We start from the raw sequence: 13,943 nt of genomic DNA on the forward strand, positions 1-13,943 counted from the left end.
GCTGGATTCTGTTGTCCGCACTACTGGCAGGGTGCCACAATGGCGCCTTTGTCGTGGCAGTCGAATCAGGCGAATTTCATGAACGGCCTTGGGCGTGGGCAGGAGCAGGATTGCTTTATAGAGGAGCAGGTGCGAACCGACCGTTTGCACCAGCTGTTCCGGCAGTCATTTGCCGCGATTTTCGGCAGTTACCTGGCCGCGGTGATGCTCTGCTGGCTGTGCTGGGAGCGGTTTGACCATCAGGTCATCCTGGTCTGGCTGGTGGTATTGGCGGCGACTTCCCTGTTTCGCATCAAAATGTTCATGGAATGGTTTCGCTGTCCCAATGCCGAGCGCATGCCGGACCGTTGGGAACGCCGCTACTGGGTCACGTTGATGCTGTCTGCCGGAACCTGGGGAATCGGCGCGTTGGCGGTCATGCCCACCGATGACCGGCTTTCCCAGGTGCTGGTGATGCTGTTTACCGTGGGCATGTCAGTCAGCGCAGTCTCCTGTTACTCGGCTTATCGCTACATGACGCTGGCCTCCATGGCCGTGGTGCTGTTGCCGTGCACGCTGTGGCTGCTGTTCCAGCCGTCCTCGATGCAAGTGGGCGTGGCCATTGCGGTCCTGGTGTTTTCCACTTTTGTGGTGAGTGCCACGCGCAAGCTGTCGGATGCTTTGGAAAAGGCCTTCCGCCTGACTCGCCAGATGGAGCGGGCCCACAACATTTCCACCCGCGCCGCACAGACCGACGAACTCACCGGCCTGATGAATCGCCGTGCCTTCTTCGAACATGCCCAGGTGTTGTACGCACAATGCCGCCACAATCATCAGCCGTTGTGTGCGTTGATGATGGACATGGACCACTTCAAGGAAATCAACGACACCTACGGTCACCAGGCCGGTGACCAGGTGCTGCGCCAGATTGGCGGGGTGATCAGTGCCTCGTTCCGTCAGGCCGACGTGTATGGGCGCCTGGGCGGCGAGGAATTTGCGGTGCTGTTGCCCAATACGTCACTGGAAACCGCACGGGACATTGCCGAGCAGTTGATCAAGGCCATCTCGGGCCTGGCCTCCGAGCCGGTGCATGGCTTGACCGCCAGCCTCGGCGTGGCGTCCACCCATACTCAGGACCAAGATCTGCACGGCCTGATGAACACCGCTGACAAAGCGCTGTATCGGGCCAAGGCCCAGGGCCGCAATCAGGTGGCAGTGGCCGAGTAGGACTCAGGGCATCGCTCTGGCGAGTGCCCGTGCGACCTGGTCGGCGGAGTAGGGCTTGGGCAGGAACTCGAACCCTTCATAACCACTCTCGGCCAGTTCCTCGCTGTAGCCGGAGGTGAGCACCACCGGCAAATCCGGGCGCCGTTGGCGCAGCACCTTGGCCATGGCCACGCCGGTCATGCCGGGCATCACCACATCGGAAAACACCCCGTCAAACGCCAGGGCATCCGCGCCGGCCAATGCGAGCGCCTGTTCCGCATCGGTCGCCCATGTGGTCCGGTAACCGAGGTCTTGCAGGATCTGGTTGGCGAAGCGGCCCACTTCCAGGTTGTCTTCCACGATCAGGATATGGCGCAGCGCTATGTCCTGGACCGGCAAGGGATCTTGCAGCCTATGTTCTTGGGCTATTACCTGCGCCGCCACCTCCGGCAGGTACAGGGTAAACACCGTGCCCTGGCCCAGATGGCTCGCCACATCGACGTTGCCACCGGACTGCTTGGCAAAGCCGAACACCTGGGACAACCCCAGCCCAGTCCCTTTGCCCACGGCCTTGGTGGTAAAGAACGGTTCGAAAATGCGTTCGACTGTGTCGCCGGGAATGCCGCTGCCGGTGTCGGCCAGGGCGATGCTCACAAAGGGCTGGCGGCTCTCTTCATCGCCACGGATGCGCGGCAGGGTGTCCACCGTGGCCACGCGCAAGATGAGGGTGCCTTGCCCGTCCATGGCGTCCCGGGCGTTCAGGGCGATATTGATCAACGCGGTTTCAAACTGGCTGGCGTCGACGCGCACATGGCAAGGACGCTCAGGCAATTGCACCTGCACATGGATGCGCGCGCCGGTGACGCTTTCGAGCATTTCGCCGATGTTCTTGACCCGCAGGCCTGCATCGAAGACTTCCGGGTTGAGCGGTTGGCGTCGGGCGAAGGCGAGCAGTTGGCTGGTGAGTTTGCTGGCGCGCTCGACGGTGTCGGAAACGGCGCTCATATAGCGTTGGCGTCGCTCCTCGGACAGCCCAGGTTGGCGCAGGAAGTCCACCGACGAGCGAATGATGGTCAGCAGGTTGTTGAAGTCATGGGCCACGCCGCCAGTCAGTTGGCCGATGGCTTCCAGCTTCTGGGACTGGCGCAACGCAGCTTCCGCCTGGGTGAGGGCGAGGGTGCGCTCCTGTACCCGTTGTTCCAGGGTGGCATTCAGCTCGGTGAACGCCGCCAGGCCTTCGCGTACGGCGGCGTCGGCGCGGACCCGCTCGATATGCGCCCAGGAGCGTTCGGTGACTTCCCCCACCAGCGCCAGGTCATAGGGCGACCAGACTCGCGCCGTCTTGTGGTGCACCGCCATCAACGCGGTCAAGCGGCCGTCCTTGATCAGCGGGAAGCACACGGTCGCCAGCGCGCCCAGGGCTTGGTAGCTGGCGGCTTCCTCCGGCGCGAATTCGGCGCGGTTGTCCTGCACCACCAGCGGTTCTCCGGCACGCAGCTGCTGCACGGCCCGCGCGCCGAACGATGCCAGGCTGTAGCGCCCGACGATGCTCGGTGAGCCCGGCGCTGCCCAGTTGCCGCGAATGGTAAAGCCGTCTTCGTCCGCGTCCATGTCGGCGTAGGCGCAATTGGAGACCTGCAAGTGCTCGGCCAGCAGACGCGTGGTGGTGGACATGATGCTTTCGGCGTCGGTGGCATTGGCCACGGCGCTGCCCACCGCGTCCAACACCGCCAGGCGGCGGTTGAGGAATACGGTGGCCGTGGTTTCGGTGACGGTATCCAGCATCCCCACCACCTTGCCCAGAGGGTCGCGGATGGGGCTGTAGCAAAAGGTGAAGTACGCCTGTTCGAGACCGGCGCCGCGCTCGATCAACAGCGGGTAGTTCTCGATATAGGTGGCGTGCCCTTCAAAGGCGGCCTGAGCAATCGGGCTGACTTCGGCCCAGACTTCACGCCACACCTCATTGAACGGACGGCCCAGCGCATAGGGTTTGTCCCCGAGAATGGGGATGAAGGCGTCGTTGTACAGCATGGTCAACTGCGGCCCCCAGGCAATGGACTGAGGGAAGCTTGAGGCAAAGCACAATGCGACGGTGGTCTTGAGCACATCCGGCCACTGTTCCAGCGGCCCCAGGGGCGTATTCGACCAGTCATGCTGGCGAACCCGCTCAGCCATATCGCTGCTGCTTTGCAGCCAATTCATCATTGCAAGAACACCCTGTACGCTACGGTCTGTTTAACGCCTGAAAGGGGCGGCCCAACAAGCAACAGACCGGAATGCCGGCTGGCAGTTCAGCGCGATTATCCCGGTGATAGCAATTTGATGCACTCTCCGTTTGGAAAGTTTTACTGACTGTTCATTGCGCGCCGAAAACCCCCGTCCAATAGATCCCTGCATCACTCTTCGGATCCATGGCATACGCTGCACCCAACTCGCGAAATTGCGGGTTCATCAGGTTGGCGCAATGGCCGGGACTGGCAAGCCAGCCGTCGACAACCTTGCGTGGCGTATCCAACCCGGCGGCGATGTTTTCGCCGATGTTCTTCGCGATATACCCGGCAAGTTCGGCGCGATCCCCAGGGGTGCGGCCGTCGTGGTCGAGGTGATCGAAGAAGTTGCCGTTGGCCATGTTGCGCGTGTGGCTGTTGGCAGCGCCGGCCAGGTCGTCATTCCACGATAGGGGCGTGGTGGCCGTGAACGCCTGGGTGCCACACTGACGCGGTTGTGAGCGCGCGGTGTTGATCAGGTTGAGCAGTTGCTTGCCTTCGGTCTGCCAATCGCCCAGGCCACTGGTGAGCAGTGGTCGAGCGAGCACGATGCGCCAGTCCTGGCCGCTGTTACTCACGCCGATATCGACAAATTGCGGGTCCAGCACCACGCGGCAGAAGCTTTCGCGCACGGCCTTCATGGCCGCCTGGGCATCCTTGGGCCCGGACAGGCTGATGGCCTGCACGTTGACCATCGGGTACGCAGCCCGCGCCAGCGCCTGCTGCAGGTCGCCAACGTTGGTGGCTGGCAGCACCAGTCGCGTATCGCTGGCCAATGGCGGCAGTTCCTGGGAACCCTGGTCGCCGCAGCGTTGCACCTGGCTGCGGTATTGGTTGATCTGTTGTACCAACTGACTTTCTTCATTCGCCATCGCGCTGGCGCAGAACACCGTAGTGGCGGCCAGCGTCGTAAGACCCATCATCAATGACAGAACGCGCATGGACGTTACCCTTGAGCTTGAAAGTGCCCATGATGCGCGATGTAACCCGGTCTGGTGCAACGCCTTTTTTGTTTTTTTGCCTCAATGGGTGTTCTGCAGGGGGGTGAAGGCGTTAAAGCGGCGCCATGCCATCACGCATGCCAGCAGGATCATGGCCAGTGCGACGCCGAACGTTGCGTGCAGGCCAAAGGCAATGGATTGGGGGAGGGCACGGGTGACATCCGGGCTGGCCCAGGCGAATATCGCCCCCAATGCCCAGGCGCCGACAATCAGCCCGAGATTGCGTGACAGGTTCAGCAGGCCCGAGACCGTGCCGCGCCGCGCGGGCTCTACATCAGTCATCACGGCGGTGTTGTTGGCGGCCTGGAACAGGCTGTAGCCGGTGGTCAGGATCACCAGTGCGCCCAGATAGGCGAACAGGCCCGACGCGCAGGACAACAGCAGCGCGCCACAGGCCATCAGGCCCAGGCCGGACAGGCTCATGCGTTGGCTGCCGAGGCGGTCGGTGAGCCTGCCGGCCGGAACACCGCTGATGGCCGCGACGCAGGGCCCGACCGCCATGGCCAGGCCCATCCACTCGGGATCGAGCCCCAGGCCTCGGGACAAATAGAACGGCCCCACCACAAAAGTGGCCATGATCACGGCGGCCACCAGGGCACTCATGATCAGGCCAGTGCGCAATGACGCATCGTTTAATGATGTCCAGAAACTCGAGTCGGCGGGGGATGCCACGTGGGGCCGATCTGCCGGCAAATAGCGGTAGGCAAGGGCAATCGCCATCGCTCCCAATGGCACGCCAATCAGGAAAATCGCGCGCCAGCCCCACACACTCAGCAATACACCGCCGACACTGGGCCCCATCGCGGTACCGACGGCCGACATCGTGCCCAGCAAACCCATCACGCGGCCGGTACGCTCTTTAGTGACGGTGTCACCGACCATGCCCAGGGCCATCGCCATCATCACGGCCGCACCCAGGCCTTGCAGGACGCGTGCTGCAACCAGCCATGCCAGAGACGGCGCCATGCCGCACAGCCCGCACGCCACGGCGAACAACAGCAACCCGGCGAGCAACAACCGCCGCCGTCCGAACCGGTCGCCCAGGCGTCCGGCACTCACAATCACTGCCGTGATCGCCAACAGGTAAGCCAGCACCACCCACTGCACGGCGTGGAATGAGGCATCAAACGCCTGCGCCAGGCTGGGCAGGCTGACATTGGCAATGCTGGTGCCCAGCGAGGCGAGCAGCGTGGACAGGGACAGGCTGATGAGGCTGCCGCGTGAAGAGATAGACATGGAAAATCCTTGAGTAAAGGCAACTGTCCCAAATCTACGGCGTCGCCTAACATGGCGGAAGACGCATGAGTTGCAGTTAATAGATGCATACAACGCCTTATAAGGAGCACGGATGCCCGATCTCAATCTGCTGATCACCCTGGATGTGCTGCTCGCCGAAGGCAGTGTCGCTGCGGCGGCCAAACGCCTGCGCCTGAGCCCTTCGGCCATGAGCCGTGCCTTGGCCCGATTGCGCGAGACCACCGGCGACCCGTTGCTGGTGCGCGCCGGTCGCGGCCTGGTGCCCACGCCCAGGGCGGTGGCATTGCGTGAGCAGGTCAGCCGCTTGGTGCAGGAGGCCAATGCCGTGCTGCGGCCCGTGCAATCCCTGGACCTGGCTCAAGTGACGCGCACCTTCACCCTGCGCACCAGCGAAGAGTTCGTCGAAAACTTCGGCCCGGCGCTACTGGCCCGCATCGCTGAGGAGGCACCCGGCGTGCGCCTGCGTTTCATCAATAAAACCGATAAGGACAGCACCTTGCTGCGTGAGGGCAGCGTCGACCTGGAAACCGGCGTGGTCGACCCCACCGCCAGCCCGGAAGTGCTGACCCTGGCGCTGTTTCGCGATCGCCTGGTCGGTGTGGTGCGCAGTGGCCATCCCCTCAGCCAGGGTGAGGTCAGCGTTGAACGTTACGCCGCAGGCCAGCACGTCTACGTGTCCCGGGGCAGCCAGGACCGGGGCCAGATCGATGACTTGCTTCAAGCTCAGGGCCTCACGCGACAGATCAATACCGTGGTCGCCGGTTTCGCCACCGCCATCGCCTTGGCCCGCGACACCGACCTGATCGCCAGCGTGCCCGAACGCTACACGACCCACCAACGTGCGGGCCTGCACAGCTTTGCATTGCCGTTGGCATTGCCCACCTTCAGCGTGTCGATGCTCTGGCACCCCAGGCTGGATGCCGACCTGGCCCATCGCTGGTTCCGCGGATGTTTGCGTGAGGTGTGCGCTCTGCAACAGGTACAATCGCCGCTGCCTTGACGCTAAACCCAGGAATTTGCATGTTCAGCCTTACTCGCTACACCACGCCGTGCCCCGAGCCCATCAATGCTCAGATCCTGCAGATGGTGGTCGACAACCTCACCGACATCAGCAGCGTGGCGCTGCCGCCGAGCAACCTGCTGTACAACATCTACCAGTACGCCATTGGCTTTGAGGTGCACCTGTACCTGGAGGCGCTGAATGGCGCCAAGGGCATTGCCGTCGAGTTGGTGGTGGCGATGGAAGAGGAAAAGCTGGTCGGCTTTTGCCTGTACCTGCCGGTGAAGGACGATCCCGAAGCCTGCGGTATCGCGTTCATGGCGGTGCAGGTCGGCTACCGGCGCCAGGGTGTGGCGCGCGCAATGATGGATGACGTACTGAGTCGTTATCCCCATGCGGAGTTGGCGTGTTCAATTGAGAAAGTGCCGGCGTTCGAAGGCATGGGCTTCCAAGTGCGCGGCGCGCGCGGCACCCAGGTGCTGATGAATACACGGGACTACGGCACTGACGGCTTGCTGGGCGTGCTGGATGTGGCGGCGATCTACCGCTCATTGGAGGTGCGGCAGATTCATACCTACCTGCTGCAAAAGCACGGCAAGCGCGCCATGGTGGATGCCGAGAAGCAACGGGATCGGCACCTTGATCAACTGGCGCGCAAGGTGCAGATGTTCGTACAGAATCGGGGCTGAACGATAGCCCCGCACTGACCTTATGGCTTGGCCAGGTTCCAGTTACCGCCAACGCCGTCACCGGTGATGTCGCCCGGCTGGCTGTCCTTGACCCAGGTGTACAGCGCCTGGCCCTTGTAGGCCCATTGCTTGCTGCCGTCGTCACGGGTGATCACGGTGTAGCCGTCCGCATCCTTCGCTGCCGCCGAGGCGGTGAACGCCGGCCAGTTGGCCAGGCACTGGCCGTTGCACACGGACTTGCCGGCGCTGTCTTTGGCGAAGGTGTAGAGGGTCATGCCTTTGCTGTCCACCAGCACTTTACCCTTGGCGCTGTCGGCCACCTTGGTCGGGGCGGCGAAGGCCATGGAGGAGGCGCAGGCGATGACGACGGCAGCCGCGAGGGAGAATTTTTTCAGCATGACGAACTCCTGGTATTTATAGGTTTGAGTACTGGCGTTGTGCTGTATTCACACGCCGTACTCAGGTAAACACCCGCCGCGCCGGTTTATTCCTCACCCGTCAGAAATTATTTAAACGCGGCCGCGATTGACCATCGCCAGAATAGTCGCCAGCAACTCCTGCTGTGCCTCTTCGCGACTGATCTCGCCACTGGCTGCGGCCTGGGACAGTGCCTCCGCCGCCCCCAGCATGCCGCGCAGCCCTGCCTGGGAGAGGCGGCCAAAGGGCGACAGCGCGTCACGGCATTTGTCGAGGAAGATCGCCTCGTACTGGCGCTTGAGGGCCTCCAGCTCCGGCGAACTGCTGAGGGCTGCAATCACCCCTGGGATTTCCCGACCCTGCAACAACACGCAATCCACATAGGAAGAGGCGATCACCCAGGCCCGGTCGTCAAGGGTTGCGCTGCTGGCCGCGATGGCGCTGGCAAAGACCTGGTCCTGACGCGCATCGAAGTCCTCATACAACGCGGCCAGCAACCCGGCGCGGGTGACGAAATGGTCATAGACCACCGGCTTGGTCACGCCCGCCAATTCCGCCAGGCGGCCAAGGGTCAGGGCTTCGGTGCCCTCATCGCGCACCAGTTGCCAGGCCACGTCCAGCAGTTGACGCAGGCGATCTTCGCGGGACAGGCGACGACGAGGAGCAGGGGACGCTGTGCTTGACATGCTTATATACCAAAAGTAACTTACTAATCGTAACTTAAGTCCAGCGTAACCTCTCAGGGAGTCATTGTCATGCACGCGCTCATCGTTGTTGCTCATCACGACCCACAATCCCTCACCCACAGCGTGGCCGCCCAGGTCGCCGCCGGCCTCGCTGCGTCGGGCCACACCTTCGAAATCGCCGACCTCGCCGCCGAAGGGTTCGACCCGCGCTACAACGCCGCCGACCATCGGGTACACCGCACGCGCGCCACGCCGCCAGCCGACGTACTGGCTGAACAGGCCCGTATCGACCGTGCCGACGCACTGGTGCTGGCATTCCCGATCTACTGGTGGTCCATGCCGGGACTGCTCAAAGGCTGGATCGACCGCGTGTTCATCAACGGCTGGGCCATCGATTACGGCCCCGATACCCCGGTGGTGAAGAAATTGCGCCACTTGCAGGTCCATCTGCTGGCCCTGGGCGCTGCCGATGACGACGCGTTTGATCGACATGGCTACGCCAAGTCCATGCGCACGCAAATTGACTACGGAATCTTCGATTACTGCGGCGCACAGGTGGTCACGTCAGCGCTGTTGCTGGATTCGGAAAGCGGCGGGGCGCAGGCGCATCTGGAAAAGGCCAGAGCGTTGGGCGAGGGGCTGTTCGAAACGCAAACAGTCGCCGGTTGATTCAACCTTCGCGAAACAAATCGTGGGCGTCCAACAGGCGGTAAGCGATTTCCGGCTGATTCTCCAGGCCTCGACGGATCGCGGCCGGGATCGATTGGCGGGTCTTGCGACACAGGCCCGGCAGCTCGTCGATGACGATCTGGATGCCGCGCATGCTCTTGACCTCGGTGTGACCCGGCGCGATGTGCACACGGATGCCCAATTGCTGGTACATCAGCTGTTGCATGCGCTCCAGGTCTTGCAGGCTCTTGAGGTGTTCAAGGCGGTCGAGCAGTTTTTTCTCTTCCTGGCGCGTCAGGTTGAGGATACGCAGGTCGGCGCCCGGCGCTTGCAGCAGTTGTTCGCGGTCGCAGACGCAGGCGCCGGGTGGGCAGGGTTGGCGGATGGTCATGTGCTTTGCCTCCCCATTCCGACGCCGAGCCTTCAGTAGCTCAACTGAACCCCAAGACTGCCCAGGGCCTTCCAGTAGTCAGGATAGGTCTTGGCCACGCAGTCCGGGTCCTGGATGCGGATCCCCGAGACTTTCAGCCCTGCCAGGGCAAAGCACATGGCGATGCGGTGGTCGGCGTGGGTGTCGATCAGCGCGTTGCAGGTGGTGCCGGCCAGGGCCGGGTCGCTGGCCACCAGCAGGTCGTCGCCTTCGATGGTCGCCAGGCCAGGGCGGACCTCGTTGAGGCCGTCGTGCAGGGCCTGTACGCGGTCGCATTCCTTGACCCGCAGGTTGGCCAGTTCGGTGAAACGCACCGGGGTATTGTTGAACGCCGCAAGCACCGCCAGGGTCGGGATGGCGTCCTGCATCTGCGAGCCCACCACTGTGGCCTGCATGTTGGGGAACTGCGCGATCACGGCCTGGGCCTTGGCGTCCGGCTGGGTGAAATCCTGGGCGGCCACGCCGATGTCGATGCGGCCACCGGTCAACACCTCAGCGGCCCACAGGTAGGTGGCGGCGGAGGCGTCGGGTTCGATCAGGTAGTCATGGGCGGTGTAGCCGGTGGGGGCCACGCGCCAGGTGGTGTCGTCGACCGCTTCGACCTGGGCACCGAAGGCGCGCATGCAATCCAGGGTCAGGTCCACGTAGCCACGGGCACCGATGTCCTTGCCGGTCAGCGCCACTTCAATCGGCGCTTCGCCGCAGGCGGCGAGCATCAGCAGGGCCGATACGTATTGGCTGGACAGGCCGCCGTCGATTTCGAAACGCTTGGCCTTGATCTTGCCGACGCCGTGTACGGTCACGGGTGGGCAACCGGTCGGGCTGTCGACCGGGATGCCGTTCTGGCCGAGGGTTGCGAGCAGCGGGCCGATTGGGCGTTTTTGCATGTAGTCATCGCCGTCCAGTACCACGGTGCCTTCCACGGTGGCGACGGCAGCGGTGAGGAAGCGCATGGCGGTGCCGGCGTTGCCGAGGAACAGGGGCTGCGGCGGCAGTTGCAGTTTGCCTTGGCCGGTGACGACGAAGGTGGTGTCGTCGGGTTCGTCGATGGTCACGCCCATTTGGCGCAGGGCCACGGACATGTGGCGGGTGTCGTCGCTCTTGAGCGCGCCGCTGAGGCGGCTGGTGCCTTTGGCAAGGGCGGCGAGCAGCAGGGCGCGGTTGGTAATGGATTTGGAGCCGGGGGGCGCGACCTTGCCATTGAGGGGGACGTTGGGCGGGGTGACGGTCACGGTTTTCTGCGAACTCAAGGTACAGGGCTCCTGATTCATGGCACGGGCGGCGGGCGGAGTTGAATAATCGGGTATAGGGGTGGTGCTTGTCGAGCTTGGGGGCACGGCCGCTTATATTTACTGGGTGTATATCGTTCCAACTGTGGGAGCTGGCTTGTCGGATCGCCGCATCGCTGCGATGCAGGCGCCTCGGTCTTTCAGATACGCCGGCAGGCTGTTACCGCTTCGCCAGCCAGTAATCATGCAGCTCCCGCGCTGCCGGTTCGATTTCGCTGACGCGTTGCTGGTGTGCTTGCACATCCAGGTCGGCCGGGAGTTCGAAGTTGTCTTGTTCGGCGCACCAGGAGATTTTTTCCAGCAGTGCAGCCTGTTCTGCCGGCAGTTCCGGCCAGTTGCCGATGGCGGCGCCGCGGATGTAGCCAAAGCACCATTCTTCGGCGAGGGTCACGGGGTGGCCTTGGTGTTCGGTTTCTTCGAAGCGGGCGTTGAAGCTGTTGGCATCGGTGGACAGTTGTGCGGCCAGGGTGTTGAGGTGGCGCACGCACAGTTCGAGGAAGCTTTGCGCTTCGTCCATGTTGTCCCATTCCGGGTTCTGGCCGCCCCAGATCGCGGGGAACCACTCGGCCACGTCCACCTGGACCGGGCTGGAGACCAGCGCGGTGAAGTAGCCGTCGAGTTCGGCCAGGTTCAGCACCGAGTGGTCGTCGCCGTACTTGAGCAGGGTGTTTTCGATGAATTCGAATTCGGCGGGGGTGAGGGGTTGGGTCTGCATGGGGCATATCCTTTAAACGTCGAACGCCGCCAATGGGGGCGGCTTAAAGCGCGAAGGATGGCGTGTGTGCGGGGTTTTATCCAGCATTTTCCCAGTGCTTGCACAGCGTGCTGACGCACATCGAGCCGACTACTGCGAGGATGATCGGCACCAGGAAGTCATGGTCGATGCGGGTGAATTCCGCCACCAGCACAATCGCGGTCAACGGCATGCTCATGCTGGCGGCCAGGAAGGCGGCGGCGCCGATGATTGCAAATGCACCCAGGGGCACGCCGGGCCACACCAGGCTCCAGGCGCCGCCGAGGAGGATCGCCAGCAAGGCGCCGTTGGCCAGGCCGGGGGTGAGCAAGCCGCCTTCGGCGCCGGCGCGCAGGCTGCTGGTGGTGATCAGGACTTTGACCACCAGCAACAATGCCGCCAGGCCTATGGTCAGTTCATTGTCGAAACCCAGCTGCGCCGGGCCTTTGCCATTGCCTAGGATCTGCGGCAACAGCATCGCCAGGCCGCCGATGATCGTGAAGTTGATCAATGACAGCACCGGCAGGCGCCAGCCCCTGGCGGCATTCGCCCGCGCCTTGCCAGTGAGCCGCGTGAAAGCGTACGCCGCCACGCCGAAGACCGGGCCGCAGACCACCGCCCATGCGATCAGGGCAGGGTTCAACACGAAGTGCGGAACGACATATTGCGATTGCGCACCCAACCCGACCCACGCCACCGAGGCCGCAATCGCCGAGGTCGCCAGTGCAATCACCGCCGCCGGCCAACTGAATGCGCCCACCAGCACTTCCAGCACGAACACCGCGCCACCCAACGGCACGTTGTACACCGCCGCCAGGCCCGCACCGGCGCCACAGGCGACGATCAAGCGATGCATCTGCGGGTCGAGTCGCGCGCGCTGGGACAACCAGGTGGCGGCCAACGCGCCGACTTCCCGTGGTGCCACCTCACGGCCCAGGGGCGAACCCAGGGCCACGGTGATGATCTGCAGCAAGGCGTGGGCGAGGGTGGTCTTGGGCGGCATGATCGGCATCTTTTCCGACACCGCTTGCTTGATGCTCACCAACGGCCGGCCATAGCGATAAATCACCCACCAGCCCACTCCCGCCACCAGGCCGCACACCACCAGCACCAGCAAGCGCCGCTCCGGTGCCGCCGCCGTCACGCCCAGCAGGAAGGTTTCATGGCTGACCAGGCTGTCCAGGCTATAACCGTAGGCCAGGTGCTGAATGCCATGCAGCAACAACGCCAGCAACATTCCGCCCAATCCGGCGCCGATGCCGGTCAGCACGACCACCAGGGCGAGGATCAAGGATGAGCGAAACGTGGTCGGCATAGGCGGCTCCAGGCAATGGTCCTGATTGTATAGCCGATAAATCGGCCGCCCTGGATGAAATGTATCGGCGCTGCATGAACCGCGCGGCCACAACATTCCATTACCTTTGCCCGTCCCGTTTTTGGCCGATGTGCCGTCACGTTCCCTTGTTATAGTTCGGGCCTTATCACTCGCCAGTCAGGGATCACTGCCATGTCCGAATACCAAGCTTTCGTCGTCGAACTCACCGGCAACGTTGCCCATGTGCAGATCAACCGTCCGGAAAAAATCAACGCGATGAACGCGGTGTTCTGGACCGAAATCATCGACATCTTCCAGTGGGTCGAAGACACCGACGCCGTGCGCGCCGTGGTGCTCAGCGGTGCCGGCAAGCATTTCTCTTCCGGCATCGACCTGATGATGCTGGCTTCGGTGGCCAATGAATTCGGCAAGGACGTGGGCCGCAACGCGCGCTTGCTGCGCCGCAAGATCCTGGAGCTGCAAGCCTCGTTCAATGCCGTCGACAACTGCCGCAAGCCGGTACTGGCGGCGATCCAGGGTTACTGCATCGGCGGTGCCATCGACCTGATCAGCGCCTGTGACATGCGCTACGCCGCCGAGGGCGCGCAATTTTCCATCAAGGAAATCGACATCGGCATGGCCGCTGACGTCGGCACCCTGCAGCGCCTGCCGCGCATCATCGGCGATGGCATGCTGCGGGAACTGGCCTACACCGGTCGCCAATTTGGCGCTGAAGAGGCGCGCAGTATCGGCCTGGTCAATCGCGTCTATCCCGACCAGGAGAGCCTGTTGGCCGGCGTCATGGACATCGCCCATGAAATCGCCGCCAAATCGCCGATTGCGGTCACCGGCACCAAGGCCATGATCAGCTACATGCGTGACCACACAGTCAATGATGGCTTGGAATACGTTGCCACCTGGAACTCGGCTATGTTGCAATCCAACGACCTGCGCGTGGCCATCGCGGCCCATATGAGTAAGCAGAAACCCGAATTCGTGGATTGA

At 63.0% G+C, this 13,943-nt stretch carries 14 protein-coding genes; 5 read left to right on the forward strand and 9 right to left on the reverse strand.

The window, feature by feature from the left end:
* The first annotated feature begins 39 nt into the window (after positions 1-39).
* On the forward strand, positions 40-1,206 hold the full coding sequence (locus tag ACP7EW_RS29840; protein ID WP_426221687.1) for a diguanylate cyclase: 1,167 nt from the start codon (positions 40-42) through the stop codon (positions 1,204-1,206).
* A 3-nt stretch (positions 1,207-1,209) separates the two neighbouring features.
* Here the strand turns inward: ACP7EW_RS29840 and ACP7EW_RS29845 are convergent, their stop codons facing one another.
* From ACP7EW_RS29845 to ACP7EW_RS29855, 3 genes are all read right to left on the reverse strand, one after another.
* Positions 1,210-3,390 carry a GAF domain-containing protein gene (locus ACP7EW_RS29845; protein ID WP_426221688.1) on the reverse strand — a complete coding sequence of 727 codons (2,181 nt, stop codon included), beginning with the start codon at positions 3,388-3,390 and terminating at the stop codon, positions 1,210-1,212.
* A gap of 151 nt (positions 3,391-3,541) precedes the next feature.
* Positions 3,542-4,393: a CAP domain-containing protein gene (locus ACP7EW_RS29850; protein WP_028615957.1), complete on the reverse strand. Its 852-nt coding sequence runs from the start codon at positions 4,391-4,393 to the stop codon at positions 3,542-3,544.
* Between the two features lie 81 nt (positions 4,394-4,474).
* Positions 4,475-5,689, reverse strand: coding sequence for an MFS transporter (locus ACP7EW_RS29855; RefSeq protein ID WP_426221689.1), 1,215 nt, complete (start codon positions 5,687-5,689; stop codon positions 4,475-4,477).
* A gap of 112 nt (positions 5,690-5,801) precedes the next feature.
* On the opposite strand from ACP7EW_RS29855, the gene ACP7EW_RS29860 reads away from it, so the two are divergent.
* Positions 5,802-6,710 carry a LysR family transcriptional regulator gene (locus ACP7EW_RS29860; RefSeq protein WP_426221690.1) on the forward strand — a complete coding sequence of 303 codons (909 nt, stop codon included), beginning with the start codon at positions 5,802-5,804 and terminating at the stop codon, positions 6,708-6,710.
* Between the two features lie 20 nt (positions 6,711-6,730).
* Positions 6,731-7,399, forward strand: coding sequence for a GNAT family N-acetyltransferase (locus ACP7EW_RS29865; RefSeq protein WP_426221691.1), 669 nt, complete (start codon positions 6,731-6,733; stop codon positions 7,397-7,399).
* Positions 7,400-7,419: 20 nt separating this feature from the next.
* On the opposite strand, the gene ACP7EW_RS29870 is transcribed toward ACP7EW_RS29865, so the two are convergent.
* Together ACP7EW_RS29870 and ACP7EW_RS29875 are read right to left on the reverse strand one after the other, a co-directional pair.
* Entirely contained in the window at positions 7,420-7,797 is a 378-nt protein-coding gene (locus ACP7EW_RS29870) for a COG4315 family predicted lipoprotein (RefSeq protein ID WP_426221692.1), read from the reverse strand.
* 111 nt (positions 7,798-7,908) lie between these two features.
* Complete coding sequence (locus ACP7EW_RS29875) at positions 7,909-8,502, reverse strand: TetR/AcrR family transcriptional regulator (protein ID WP_038850161.1); 594 nt, start codon at positions 8,500-8,502, stop codon at positions 7,909-7,911.
* 69 nt (positions 8,503-8,571) lie between these two features.
* On the opposite strand from ACP7EW_RS29875, the gene ACP7EW_RS29880 reads away from it, so the two are divergent.
* The gene (locus ACP7EW_RS29880) at positions 8,572-9,171 is read left to right on the forward strand and encodes an NAD(P)H-dependent oxidoreductase (RefSeq protein WP_426221693.1); all 600 of its coding nucleotides are present in this window, start codon (positions 8,572-8,574) and stop codon (positions 9,169-9,171) included.
* Between the two features lies 1 nt (position 9,172).
* On the opposite strand, the gene ACP7EW_RS29885 is transcribed toward ACP7EW_RS29880, so the two are convergent.
* The 4 genes from ACP7EW_RS29885 to ACP7EW_RS29900 all read right to left on the reverse strand — a co-directional run bounded on the left by ACP7EW_RS29885 (position 9,173) and on the right by ACP7EW_RS29900 (position 12,938).
* Entirely contained in the window at positions 9,173-9,562 is a 390-nt protein-coding gene (locus ACP7EW_RS29885; RefSeq protein WP_016980323.1) for a hypothetical protein, read from the reverse strand.
* A gap of 32 nt (positions 9,563-9,594) precedes the next feature.
* Positions 9,595-10,851, reverse strand: coding sequence for a 3-phosphoshikimate 1-carboxyvinyltransferase (gene aroA, locus ACP7EW_RS29890; RefSeq protein ID WP_426221694.1), 1,257 nt, complete (start codon positions 10,849-10,851; stop codon positions 9,595-9,597).
* 199 nt (positions 10,852-11,050) lie between these two features.
* A complete protein-coding gene (locus tag ACP7EW_RS29895; protein ID WP_426221695.1) occupies positions 11,051-11,605 on the reverse strand; it encodes a UPF0149 family protein in 555 nt (184 codons plus the stop codon).
* A gap of 76 nt (positions 11,606-11,681) precedes the next feature.
* On the reverse strand, positions 11,682-12,938 hold the full coding sequence (locus tag ACP7EW_RS29900) for a chloride channel protein (protein WP_426221696.1): 1,257 nt from the start codon (positions 12,936-12,938) through the stop codon (positions 11,682-11,684).
* 192 nt (positions 12,939-13,130) lie between these two features.
* Between ACP7EW_RS29900 and ACP7EW_RS29905 the strand changes: the two genes are divergently transcribed.
* Positions 13,131-13,943, forward strand: coding sequence for a crotonase/enoyl-CoA hydratase family protein (locus tag ACP7EW_RS29905; RefSeq protein ID WP_038850151.1), 813 nt, complete (start codon positions 13,131-13,133; stop codon positions 13,941-13,943).

This window comes from Pseudomonas sp. DWRC2-2, assembly GCF_049897885.1.
Taxonomy (GTDB): Bacteria; Pseudomonadota; Gammaproteobacteria; order Pseudomonadales; family Pseudomonadaceae; genus Aquipseudomonas; species Aquipseudomonas azotoformans_A.

What these genes read in the sequence shown, in the direction of transcription:
- ACP7EW_RS29875 (WP_038850161.1), bottom strand. Translation starts at nt 8,502, where the DNA reads ATGTCAAGCACAGCGTCCCCTGCTCCTCGTCGTCGCCTGTCCCGCGAA.
- ACP7EW_RS29885 (WP_016980323.1), bottom strand. Translation starts at nt 9,562, where the DNA reads ATGACCATCCGCCAACCCTGCCCACCCGGCGCCTGCGTCTGCGACCGC.
- ACP7EW_RS29845 (WP_426221688.1), bottom strand. Translation starts at nt 3,390, where the DNA reads ATGATGAATTGGCTGCAAAGCAGCAGCGATATGGCTGAGCGGGTTCGC.
- ACP7EW_RS29905 (WP_038850151.1), top strand. Translation starts at nt 13,131, where the DNA reads ATGTCCGAATACCAAGCTTTCGTCGTCGAACTCACCGGCAACGTTGCC.
- ACP7EW_RS29880 (WP_426221693.1), top strand. Translation starts at nt 8,572, where the DNA reads ATGCACGCGCTCATCGTTGTTGCTCATCACGACCCACAATCCCTCACC.
- ACP7EW_RS29850 (WP_028615957.1), bottom strand. Translation starts at nt 4,393, where the DNA reads ATGCGCGTTCTGTCATTGATGATGGGTCTTACGACGCTGGCCGCCACT.
- ACP7EW_RS29870 (WP_426221692.1), bottom strand. Translation starts at nt 7,797, where the DNA reads ATGCTGAAAAAATTCTCCCTCGCGGCTGCCGTCGTCATCGCCTGCGCC.
- ACP7EW_RS29840 (WP_426221687.1), top strand. Translation starts at nt 40, where the DNA reads ATGGCGCCTTTGTCGTGGCAGTCGAATCAGGCGAATTTCATGAACGGC.
- ACP7EW_RS29860 (WP_426221690.1), top strand. Translation starts at nt 5,802, where the DNA reads ATGCCCGATCTCAATCTGCTGATCACCCTGGATGTGCTGCTCGCCGAA.
- ACP7EW_RS29855 (WP_426221689.1), bottom strand. Translation starts at nt 5,689, where the DNA reads ATGTCTATCTCTTCACGCGGCAGCCTCATCAGCCTGTCCCTGTCCACG.
- ACP7EW_RS29900 (WP_426221696.1), bottom strand. Translation starts at nt 12,938, where the DNA reads ATGCCGACCACGTTTCGCTCATCCTTGATCCTCGCCCTGGTGGTCGTG.
- ACP7EW_RS29865 (WP_426221691.1), top strand. Translation starts at nt 6,731, where the DNA reads ATGTTCAGCCTTACTCGCTACACCACGCCGTGCCCCGAGCCCATCAAT.
- ACP7EW_RS29895 (WP_426221695.1), bottom strand. Translation starts at nt 11,605, where the DNA reads ATGCAGACCCAACCCCTCACCCCCGCCGAATTCGAATTCATCGAAAAC.